Below are 10,189 nucleotides of genomic sequence, written 5' to 3' on the forward strand. Positions count from 1 at the left end.
GGTCCCGGCTGGGTACACCGTCCACGACGAGTACGGCGTCCTTGAGGTAGCGCAGGCGTGCCGGAGTGCGAGCCTGGGGCGGAGGTGGTCGATGGCGCGGTCTGCTGCGGGCTTTGAGATGCGGAACAGCGGAGTGAGCTGCCGCATCGTCACGTTTGAGCGCCAGTAGGCCTTCCCGGGCAGGACTCGGTCCTCCAGGCGAAGGCTCCACGGCCAACCTCTACCGGCCTGGCGCCGCAGCGCGCTCACCAACGTGGTGAAGCGCTGCAGGCTCAGCCCGGCGAAGGGGCCTGTCCAAGACAGCTCCGATGCTGTGTCGCACCAGCCTTGGAGAGATCGTCTGTGCCGTGAGCAGCGGTATGAGGTGCCCGTCAGGTGTGCAGAATGCGCACGGCGAGCAGCGTCTGCCAGGTGCAGCCGATCGTGAGTGCGACGCGCTGGATCAGTCCGCCCCGGTCCACCCAGCGTTGGTGCTGGCTGAACGCGGCACTGGCGAGCGCCATCGTGGTGGTGAAGAGCACGCCGCTGGCGATCGAGTAGAGGGTCCATCCCGGCGAGTTGGGCAGGGCGAAGACGAAGCAGGCTGCGGCAAGGGCGAGGAATGCGATGAGGGAGAACAGGTCGTGCAGAGTCCCGGCGCGGGTGGGGTGCTGAAGTTGATCGGGGGTGCCGGCTGGGTATCCGCTCACCGGATCCGTGCGGAAGGCGCCTGCGCCCAGCAGGCCGATCGCCCATACGCCGATCAGCAGTGCACCCCCGTGGGACGGCCCAGCGCGCCACAGGCCCACGGCGAAGAGCAGCGACAGCAAGCCCGTGAAGAGGAAGTTGACGGTCTGTGTCCATCCGGCGGGGCCAAGGGCGAGCGAACTGACGGGATGGCGGAAGAGTTCGTAGTCCACACGGCTGGCGCCTTCGAGTAGGTACGCGGCGGTGAAGAGCGGACCAGCGGCCATCCCGCAGGCAAGCAGCGTTTCATCACCCATCATGTCAACTTATGTTGACAAGAGGGGCGCGTCAACGGGGCTGTTTGGCCTGGTCGCGGGCTGAGCAACGAGGCCCCCGGCCGCAGCCCTACTTCGTGTCGGCCACCAGCTCGGCAAGCTGGAAGAAGTACTCGAACTGAGAGAGACGCCCGTTGACCCGAACAAAATAGGACCGGTCCGAGCACCTGAACACCTCCCGCCGGGTGACCTTCGTGACGTCACGGTCATAGGAGTTCACCCTCGTTGCGAACTCCGCCATCGCCTCCTCCGCACTGCCTTCAAACTCGGCCAGAGTGCGAACGCTCGACGCCTCAGCGGCGATCCCTCCCACAGGACTAACAAGCACTATCCACCGTGCCATGCGGAATCCAACTCCCTTGCTCTGCTGGTCAACGCTGGCACGATCTTGACACCCTGCCGGCGTCACTGTCCGGCACCTTGCCGACCCAAGCGACACCTCGCCGACGATCGCCCTGCCGGGACCACCCCAGCAGGGCGATCAGGCTTTCACTCGTCGGCGCACTCAGTGTCGCGCCCGTCGGCATTTTCAGCGTCGCCCAACTGCGGCCGGCTCCTTCGATCAGCTTCCGCACGGCATGCCGACGCAACTCCCCGATCTTCAGAGGGTGTGCCGCTCTCTTGAGGCGGTTCGATCGTCCCGCCGGGCAGCCGCAGCGTCCGGGAGCGACAGTGGACGACGCCATGCTGCCCACAAGCAGCCGGCCGTCGTCGGTGGGCTGCGTCTCGAACACGGACAGCGCCTGCACCACGTGGATCGGGTCCAACCTGAGAGGTGGAGGCGGCAGGTGGCCCGCTATCAGGCCAGCAGCAGGGGCTGCGGGCCAGGCCTGCACGCACCACCGTCAGCCCGCCGAACGGCTCCGGATTGCCTGCAACGACCCCCTCCCACCTGGACACCATCGCCGTCGCCTGCTCAACGGTCAGCCGGAGCGGGTCGGCCTGGTACGGGTCTCAGCGATCGAGCCCGGAATCGCGGGCACCGAACTGCAGTCCCACGTCACGGACGCCGGCGCCAACGCCTGGCTGGAGGCGTCGAAGGAGACCACGGCATGGCTCCAGCCCGAGGACATCGCTCAGACGGTAGGCTTCATCGCCTCCCTGCCGCTGCGCGTCAATCTGCCGCAGGTCTTCATCATGCCGACCGCGCAGCCCAGCTGCCCCCTCCCCGCCCGACCGCCCTGCCGGGCCCCGGACGCCGGACGCCGGTACGCAGCCGCAGCGGGCCAGGCAACCTCGAATGGTGCCTTATGTCGCTCGGCTTGTTGGTGGCGGGCGGAAGGAGAGACCCCGCCCATCCGCCTCGGGGGTGGCGGGTGAGCGGGGCCGGTTTTGGGTGTGCCGTCAGCTGAGGATGCCGGTGATGGGCTGGCCGGTGAGCGCTTGGGCGATCTGCCATCGCATGCCGCCCCGTGAGCCCTTGATGATGACGACGTCGCCGGGCTGCAGGAGCTTCTCCAGGAGCGTGGTGGCGGTTTCGTTGTCGCCCACGATGGCGGTGTCGACGCCGGCGTCGGCCGCACCGAGGGCGAGTTGCTTGGCCAGGACGCCGCCGACAGCGATCACGATGTCCACGCCGAGTCTGCCCGTCTCCTGGCCGATGTCCCAGTGCGCTTGCGCCGCGGTGTCGCCCAGCTCCAGCATCTCGCCGAGCACAGCGATCCGCCGGGTGCCCGGCTCCTTCTCACCGATCCCGTCATCACTCACCCAGGATCACTCCCCGCCCCGCGTAAAAAGCGCCGAGACGATCCCACGTCACCTCCGCGGCCTTCTGCGAACGCCCGGGAAGACCCGAAGGATTGTTCAGCACCACCGTCTCCTCACTGACACCAACGGCGAGCACCAGGTGCCCGCCCCTGCCGGGCGGGTCCGTCTCGGGCGTCCGGATCGACTTGTGGACGGACAGCAACACCAGCCGACCGGCCGCGACGGCGTCACGGACGTCGCCGGCGGGCAGGTCGGGGACGGCCTGAGCGTGCAGTCCCCACCGCGCCCGCACGTAGGTGGCGAACGGGTGGTAAATCAGACCTCGTACGGTGTCCCCGTCCCGCACGTACGCCCCGGCCTCGCAGAGATCCTTGACGAGCGGGACCGACGGCGGGACAGGGTGCCGCCAGAAGTCCAGTGCCATCCGCAGACAGGCCACCCCGCACATCCGCGGAGCCCAGAACGCGTACTCCTGCGGAGTGTCGGCGCCGGACTTCTGCCACAGCGGATCGTCCGCCGCTTGGCGCCGGCCGGTGATGAACTGCGGTACAAGGGCAGCGGACTCCCATTGCGAGTAGTACGGCACGGGGTGGGTGATCGACGCGGTGCTCATGCGCTCCAGTCTCTTCTACGGCAGGTATCCGGCCTTGGTGAACGCGGTCCTGACGACGTGTTGCATCAGCTGGGGGTACGGGATGCCGCCGGCGCGGGCCATCGTGGCCAGGTTTCCGTGTTCGGACAGGCCGGGCAGGGTGTTGACCTCCAGGACCGTGGTGCGGCCCCGGGCGCTCGCCAGGAAGTCGACGCGGAGCACTCCGTGCGCGCCGAGCAGGTTGAAGACGGCCAGCGCGGTGTGCGTCATGCTCTGTGTGAGAGGGGCCGGGAGGATCGACGGGCAGTGCTCGGTGCGCTGGGCTGGGTCGTGCTTGGCGGCGTAGTCGTAGAAGTCGTTCGGCGTCTGCACGTCGTGGACGGGCAGGGCCAGCAGCCGTCCGTCCACCTCGATCAGGCCGACGGTGCATGGGATGCCGGGCACGTACTCCTCCACCAGGTACTCCGCGTACGCACCGGAGCCGGCTGCTTCGATCATCGGGCGCAGCTCTGCCTCGTTGTGCGCGATGCCGGCGGCGAGGCTGCCGCCGCCGGAGGAGGGTTTGACGAACACGGGAAAGCCGATGGAGTACCGCACCACGGACAGCATGGCGTCGACCGACACGTTCGGATCGATCACGGTCCACGTCGGGGTGTCGATGCGCGCTTGGGTGATCAGCTTCTTGAAGGTGGGTTTGTGCATGCCCAGGGCCGATGCGAGGACACCGGAGCCGGTGTAGGGGATGCCGGCGGTTTCCAGTGCGCCCTGTATCTTCCCGTCCTCTCCCCCCAGGCCGTGCAGGCCGAGGAGGGCGACGTCGATGCGGTCGCGCAGGACGGAGGCGGGTGTGATGGCGAGGTCGATGAGTTCGGTGGTCAGGCCCGCTCCGGCCAGGGCCTTGGCGGCGTGTTCGCCGGAGATGAGTGATCCGGGCCGTTCGGGAGAGTGTCCTCCGTAGAGAACGCCGATCCGTAAGGCGGCGATGTCTGGCAGCGTTGGTGTTGTCACGCGGCTCTCCTGTGGGATGAGTGGCGGGGCGTCGCTCTGCGCGGCAGCTGCTTCTTGGTCGTGGTCGGTCGCCGTGCAGGGCCTGAACTGACGGGTGGTCTGATGCGTGGCAGTCGCTCGGGCTCCGGGCCGGGGCCGATCAGGTGCGGGCAGCCACCTGCTCCAGGAGTTCGTCGAGGTCGACGACGGTGAAGGAGCTGAGGCGGCGGACCATCTGGGAGGCGAGGAACGTGGGAATGTTGGGATGCCCGTACGGCAGGGGCATCTCCGGCAGCGCGACCACCTCCACCCGGCCGCCGATCCGCCCGTAGAGCGTGCCGAGCACCCCGTACAAGGGGGCGCTGCGGGCGAGGAGGACCATGGGGTTCTTCGCCAGGTGGGGGCAGAGTTCGGCGGCGGCCCGGGCGTGCTTGAAGCACACCGGCGGCTGGTTGGTGAGGATCGACGCCTGCCTGGGATCCTCGTCCTTGGGCCCGGCGAGGAAGATCAGACCGAACGGCGTACGCGCGGGTTCCTGACAGACCTGGCACAGCAGGTGCTGCATGCACAACCGCTGCCGGAAGGGATGCATCATCTTCCACTGCGGGACGCCGGTCGGACGGTCCCGGTCATCGACGGGGTTGAAGCCGCACCGCGCCCACAGCACACCCCGCACATCCCGGTCCCGCGGATCCTCATCGCCGTAGTACAGCCGCGGCCCCGACGCATGCATCTCGATCAGGAGGTTGTCCGGAGCGGCCTCCTCACCGGCCCGCTGAGTGATGAAGGGGACCAGACCAGGCTCTGTCGTACGCACAGGGCAGTTCTCTCTCGTCTCGGTGGGTGGGTGGTGCAGGGGCAGTTGGTGGGTCACGGCTCCTCCTTGAGTCGCTGGCGGGCCACCATGCGCTCGAGGAGCGCCTCGAGAGTCCAGGCCATCCGGCGCAGATGTCCGACCGCCTGCCGGCGGTCGGCCGGCAGGACCGCGGACCGCAGGGCGTGCGCCTGTGCGACCAGGTCGCAGAGCTGTTCGTCCTGCATGGACAGGCCATCGCTGAGGGCCAGGGCCGCAAGGCGCTGGAGATGTCCGCGCAGCCGCAGGGCGAAGTCGGCGGTCTCTTTCTCGCTGGGCGTGTAGTCGTCGAGGACGGCCGCAACATCGTCGAGGAGGATGCCGTCGACGTAGGGCGCCCACCGCTGGACTTTCTCCAGAACCTGCCGGAGCCCGTCCGCGGTGAAGGGCGGCACCGCAGCCCGCACCGGATGCTCCCACCCGGCGGTGAGGGCGGGCGCCGTCACAGCTGCGCCGCCGCTGGTAAGGCGAGGGAGCACCAAGTCCGGTCGCCCGACTCGCTGGTGTCCCACTCGCCGCCGTGCGCCTTCACCAGGGTTTCGACGAGACCGAGGCCCCGCCCCGACTCGTCGTTCTCGCCAACCGCTTTGGGTACTGGTGCGCCGGCCATGCCGTCGATGACAGTGATACGCAGGTAGCCCTCGCTGACGGTGATGTGGAGGCCGATCTCACTCGCGCCACTGTGCACCAGCGCGTTCGTGAGCATCTCGGAGACGAGCACCATCACGTCGTCGGCCAGCGCCTCAAGCCCGCAGTGCCGAAGCCGTGCAGCGGTGATCCGTCGCATCACGCCGACCTTGTTCGCGTCCTCGGGGAGAGGTGGATTGTCGCCGCAGCGTGGAGCGACCTTGAATTTCTCGTCCATCACGGTGCCGGCCCGGCGGGCGACCTCATGAGGCGTCCGTACGGCTGTCGTCGTCATCACGTCCTCCGGGGATGAGGGGCCCGCCTGTACAGCGCACCCCTGTCTTGCGTATTGGTTCGAACACGCTCGGCGAGGGTTTGATCAGCGTGACCTTGCAGGGGGTGCCATCGCCATGTCAGGGGACTGCCGTCTCGGCGCCACCACGCGGTGGAATGCCATCTGACTGGCAGCCAACTGCCATTCACTTCTGATGTGTTGCACTGGAAGGTGACTGCGCGGTCTCTTCGATACATATGGATCTGCAAATCGGCTGCCGACAGGCCAACGCTTGATCACTGGGGGCAAAGTGACGGAACAACCCGAGACACTGCTCAAGCTCCTCAGTGACAGGCGCAACTTGAGCGCCCCTGACTTCGTGAGCCTGTTCGACAGGACCGCGGTCGAGGTCATCGGAAAGGGCGGCAACAACCCGACCTGCAGCGAGCGAACGGTGTTTCGCTGGAAGGCCGGGCAGATCCGCCCGGAAGCGCTCTCGGCGGACACCCGCCGCGTCTTACAAGCCATGTTCGGATGCGAAGTCATGGCCCTGTTGAGCCCTCCGCCGGCGGCCGATGAACCCCAGGCACCCGTATTCAATCTGGAGCAAGAAATCACCATGACCGCACGCGACGCTCAAGACAAAGCTGGCGCTACCGCTGCCGCATCCGTCTCCGACACCAGCCTGGACCAGCTCACTGACGACGTGTCGTCACTCGCACACGCCTACGCCACCGTGCCCCCGATCGACACCTTCCGGCGCGGCCGGGAACTCCAGGAGGCATTGCAATCTCTTCGGGACCGCACGCAGATCCCGACACAGCAACAGCGTCTGCTCGAACTGACCGGCCAGACGATGGCACTCCTTGCCGCGGCCGCTTTCGACCTCGGCTCGTTCGGCAACGCCCGCCGCCTGGCCCGTGCGGCTGACCTCTACGGCGAAAGCGCCCGCTTCGACCCTCTGCGGGCGTACGCGGACGGAATCCTCGCGTACATCGCCTACTTCACCGGCATGCCCGCCGAAGCCGTCAGCAAGGCGCGGCACGCCCAGACGTACGGCGGACTGGGTGACACCGCACGACGCCGCCTTCTGGCGATCGAAGCCCGCGCGCACGGGTATCTCGGTGACGTCGATTCCGCCCGCCGCACTCTGCGACTCTCCGTGGAAGGCGACAGCGGGGCGCGCGATGACCTCCACGACGGCGTCGGCGGAGAATTCGGCTTCAGTGCCGAGCGCCTGGCCATGTCCAGCAGCTCGACAGCGCTACTGATCCACGACGGGGACCAGGCCGAGCGGTCCGCCCGTCACGCGCTGGATCTCATCAGCCGGCGGCCGCGTGCCAGCCGGTCGGCACACGTCCTGGGAGGCGCGGCCGCGGACCTGGCGATGGCCCGGCTGCTGTCGGACGACGTCGAGGGAGCCGCCGACGCGCTGACCCCGCTGTGGGACATCCCCGGGGAACAGCGCGTCACGGGCGTTCTCGTGCGCACCGGCCAGATCCAGCAGTTCCTCGCCCAGCCGACCTACCGGGCCGCGACGTTGTCACGCGAGCTGCGTGACCGGGTTGAGGACTTCACCCGCGCTGCAAGCAGTCACCAGCTCAGCACGCGCTCCGCGCTGCTCCAACTGGAAGCCTGAGTCAGGCGAGAGAAGCGAGGATCTTCGCCTCCTTTTCGGGAGCGATCCCGTGTTCCCCCCATCTCGGGTGGTCCACGGGGCGCCCGTCCGAATCCAGCCACGCCCAGGTGTCACGGATGGTGTCGGCGATCGGCCGGCACCGCAGGCCTTCGGCCACTGCCCGGCTGGAGTCGACCGACCACACTCCCTCGTGGACGCGCCACAGAGGGAGCTCGGTCCACTGCTTGATCCCGTGCTCGGCCAGGGTGCCCGGGTCCACCCACTCGGGTTTCCCGGCCCCGCCGGTGACGGACAGGCACTCGTCGAGGAAGTCGGCGAAGGTGATGCCCTCGGGATGCGTGATGTTGTACCCGCCGCTCGTCTTGCCGGCTGCCTGGTCGATAGCGAACGTGGCCAGGTCGCGCACGTCGACGGGCTGGATGCGCTGTCCGGCCGGAGCAGGCGCAAGGATCCGCCCGCCGCGCTTCGCCCGGGTCAGCCACCAGGGGAGCCGGCCGACGTACTCGCCGGGCCCAAGGAGGACCCCGGGGCGGAGGAACACCGCGGCGTCGCCGAACACCTCGGTCACGGCACGCTCTCCCCCAGCCTTCTGGAAGCCGTACACGGTGGGGCTGCCGTCCTCACCGTTGTGGCCGTACGACTCGTCGGCATCTGCCGGGCAGTCCAGAAGCGGCGAGGCATCCGTGAGGGCGTAGTGGGGCCATCCCTTGTAGACGGACACGGTGGAGATGTGCACCCAGCGCCGGGCCGCATCCCTCAACGCGGTCGTGGCCAGGAGTACGTCTCGGGGCGTGAAGTCGGAGCTGGACGTATCGATGACGGCATCCCACGGCCCGTGCTGGGCGAGGCGTTCAAGGTCCCTGCGGTCAGTGCGATCTCCGTGGATCGCCTCGACTCCTTCAACGTCCCTTCCGGAGCGCCCCCGGTTGAAGGTGGACACCGGCCACCGTCTGGCCAGGGCGGCCTCCGCGATGCGCTTCCCCAAGAACCAAGTGCCGCCGATGACGAGAATTCTCATGCCATCGATCCTGCCCCGTCCGTCAAGAACCCATGACCGGCCCTACTCTTCGCGCGGAGATCGCAGCATTCCCCGCCAGCAGGCCCGCCCTCCCCCGCGGGTAGAGTCCGGAGCATGCACCCGGTTCAGCGATCAAGCCTGCGGCTTGGCCTCCGCGAACTCACTGCAGAGGATGTCGCCGCAGTGTTCGCCATCTACGGCAGCCCTGAAGCCACGGAGCACCTGTCGTTCGAGCCACGTACACGCCACGAGGTCGAACAAATCCTGGCGCGGTCCATCGCCTCAGCCACAACAGAGCCGCGCACCGAGTACGTCTTGGCGGTCACTGAACGGAACACGGACAAACTGATCGGGCTCGGCCGGCTCGCTCTTGATCCGCATCAGCCGCGCGCAGCCACGTTCGGCTTCGCTTTGCGCCCGCAGGCGTGGGGCGTGGGCTACGGCCTGGAGTCCGTGCGACTTCTACTCGCGCTCGGCTTTGAGGAGCTGGGCTTGCACCGAGTATGGGGAGCACGCTCTCCGCTTAACAGAGCATCAGCCAAAACCATGACAGCCGCAGGAATGATCGAAGAGGGCACCATCCGCGAGCACGTCTTCAAGGCAGGCCTATGGCGTGACTCTGTTGTGCACGCGATCCTCGATCGTGAATGGGCCGTGGAATCGGGACAGCTTGCATCCCTACACCAGAACGAATAGCCAAAACGACATGCAAGGACATCGGCTGCGCTCACGCGCCGGTTGGGCAACGCAGCGACAACAGAACGCTGATTGCCGATCTTGCGCCGAGAAGATGCAACAGCAACGTGCCGGAAACCAACGGCCTCACCGGCCACAAAAACGACCCCGAGGGGCGGCTGCTGCTACAGGCTCGCCACAGACTGGCGTTCAGAAGGTTCCAATGATCTGCACTTCGCCGTGGCGGTCACGGTGACACCGTCATCTGGAGCTGGGGACCATCCTCGCGGGCGCGGGAAGCAGTTCCACTCGTCGTAGAGCGGACGTTCCATGCTGGGACCATCCCCGCGGGCGCGGGGAGCAGCCGGTCGCGGGTGCGTTGACGGGCTCGTGCCCGGGGCCATCCCCGCGGGCGCGGGGAGCAGGTGACGGTGCCGCCGACCCGCTCGAACACGTCGGGGCCATCCCCGCGGGCGCGGGGAGCAGAATGGCTGCTGTCCTGCTCGACCCAGCCTGCTGGGGCCATCCCCGCGGGCGCGGGGAGCAGATCCCCTCCGGGAACCCCTACGCCTACTGGCCGGGGCCATCCCCGCAGGCGCGGGGAGCAGGACGAGTCGCCGGTGTCGTAGACCGTCATGATGGGACCATCCCCGCGGGCGCGGGAAGCAGTCGCTCCGCAGGTCGTCGCTGGTGCGGGTCTCGGGACCATCCCCGCGGGCGCGGGGAGCAGGGCTCGGGGCGGGGCTCGGAGATCACGGGACCATCCCCGCGGGCGCGGGAAGCAGCGCCTCGATGCACAGACCCCACGATGCGCAG

At 68.1% G+C, this 10,189-nt stretch carries 12 protein-coding genes, 1 pseudogene and 1 CRISPR repeat array (1 of these 14 cut by a window edge); of the genes and pseudogenes, 2 read left to right on the top strand and 11 right to left on the bottom strand.

What is annotated here, in order from left to right; translation table 11 throughout:
- Nucleotide 1: 1 nt before the first annotated feature.
- From IE265_RS38810 to IE265_RS34765, 10 genes and pseudogenes are all read right to left on the bottom strand, one after another.
- A pseudogene (locus tag IE265_RS38810) lies at nucleotides 2-303 on the bottom strand (transposase family protein); the annotation flags it as partial.
- A gap of 68 nt (nucleotides 304-371) precedes the next feature.
- Nucleotides 372-986, bottom strand: coding sequence for a DUF998 domain-containing protein (locus IE265_RS34725; RefSeq protein WP_190039751.1), 615 nt, complete (start codon nucleotides 984-986; stop codon nucleotides 372-374).
- Between the two features lie 85 nt (nucleotides 987-1,071).
- A complete protein-coding gene (locus IE265_RS34730; protein ID WP_190039752.1) occupies nucleotides 1,072-1,344 on the bottom strand; it encodes a hypothetical protein in 273 nt (90 codons plus the stop codon).
- A gap of 580 nt (nucleotides 1,345-1,924) precedes the next feature.
- On the bottom strand, nucleotides 1,925-2,074 hold the full coding sequence (locus tag IE265_RS34735; RefSeq protein ID WP_190039753.1) for a hypothetical protein: 150 nt from the start codon (nucleotides 2,072-2,074) through the stop codon (nucleotides 1,925-1,927).
- A gap of 271 nt (nucleotides 2,075-2,345) precedes the next feature.
- Nucleotides 2,346-2,708 (bottom strand): glutamate ligase domain-containing protein, encoded by a 363-nt coding sequence (locus tag IE265_RS34740; protein WP_308434845.1) that lies wholly within the window; start codon nucleotides 2,706-2,708, stop codon nucleotides 2,346-2,348.
- Nucleotides 2,701-3,321, bottom strand: coding sequence for a C39 family peptidase (locus tag IE265_RS34745; protein ID WP_190039754.1), 621 nt, complete (start codon nucleotides 3,319-3,321; stop codon nucleotides 2,701-2,703). The genes IE265_RS34740 and IE265_RS34745 overlap by 8 nt, the downstream gene beginning before the upstream one ends.
- A gap of 15 nt (nucleotides 3,322-3,336) precedes the next feature.
- Entirely contained in the window at nucleotides 3,337-4,308 is a 972-nt protein-coding gene (locus IE265_RS34750) for a D-alanine--D-alanine ligase family protein (RefSeq protein ID WP_229916889.1), read from the bottom strand.
- A gap of 139 nt (nucleotides 4,309-4,447) precedes the next feature.
- Nucleotides 4,448-5,161: a hypothetical protein gene (locus tag IE265_RS34755; RefSeq protein WP_229916890.1), complete on the bottom strand. Its 714-nt coding sequence runs from the start codon at nucleotides 5,159-5,161 to the stop codon at nucleotides 4,448-4,450.
- Nucleotides 5,158-5,547: a DUF6415 family natural product biosynthesis protein gene (locus IE265_RS34760; protein WP_190039755.1), complete on the bottom strand. Its 390-nt coding sequence runs from the start codon at nucleotides 5,545-5,547 to the stop codon at nucleotides 5,158-5,160. Before IE265_RS34760 ends, IE265_RS34755 begins: the two co-directional genes overlap by 4 nt.
- Nucleotides 5,548-5,582: 35 nt before the next feature.
- Nucleotides 5,583-6,062, bottom strand: a complete 480-nt coding sequence (locus IE265_RS34765) for an ATP-binding protein (RefSeq protein WP_229916891.1) — start codon at nucleotides 6,060-6,062, stop codon at nucleotides 5,583-5,585.
- 358 nt (nucleotides 6,063-6,420) lie between these two features.
- On the opposite strand from IE265_RS34765, the gene IE265_RS34770 reads away from it, so the two are divergent.
- Nucleotides 6,421-7,680 (top strand): DNA-binding protein, encoded by a 1,260-nt coding sequence (locus tag IE265_RS34770; RefSeq protein WP_229916892.1) that lies wholly within the window; start codon nucleotides 6,421-6,423, stop codon nucleotides 7,678-7,680.
- A 1-nt stretch (nucleotide 7,681) separates the two neighbouring features.
- On the opposite strand, the gene IE265_RS34775 is transcribed toward IE265_RS34770, so the two are convergent.
- The gene (locus IE265_RS34775; RefSeq protein ID WP_190039757.1) at nucleotides 7,682-8,698 is read right to left on the bottom strand and encodes an NAD-dependent epimerase/dehydratase family protein; all 1,017 of its coding nucleotides are present in this window, start codon (nucleotides 8,696-8,698) and stop codon (nucleotides 7,682-7,684) included.
- A gap of 114 nt (nucleotides 8,699-8,812) precedes the next feature.
- On the opposite strand from IE265_RS34775, the gene IE265_RS34780 reads away from it, so the two are divergent.
- Nucleotides 8,813-9,394: a GNAT family N-acetyltransferase gene (locus IE265_RS34780; RefSeq protein ID WP_190039758.1), complete on the top strand. Its 582-nt coding sequence runs from the start codon at nucleotides 8,813-8,815 to the stop codon at nucleotides 9,392-9,394.
- 253 nt (nucleotides 9,395-9,647) lie between these two features.
- A CRISPR array of direct repeats spans nucleotides 9,648-10,189; the repeat unit is 29 nt; unit sequence GGGACCATCCCCGCGGGCGCGGGGAGCAG (it continues 1,281 nt past the right edge of the window).

It is taken from the genome of Streptomyces fructofermentans (genome assembly GCF_014651055.1).
Taxonomy (GTDB): domain Bacteria; phylum Actinomycetota; class Actinomycetes; order Streptomycetales; family Streptomycetaceae; genus Streptomyces; species Streptomyces fructofermentans.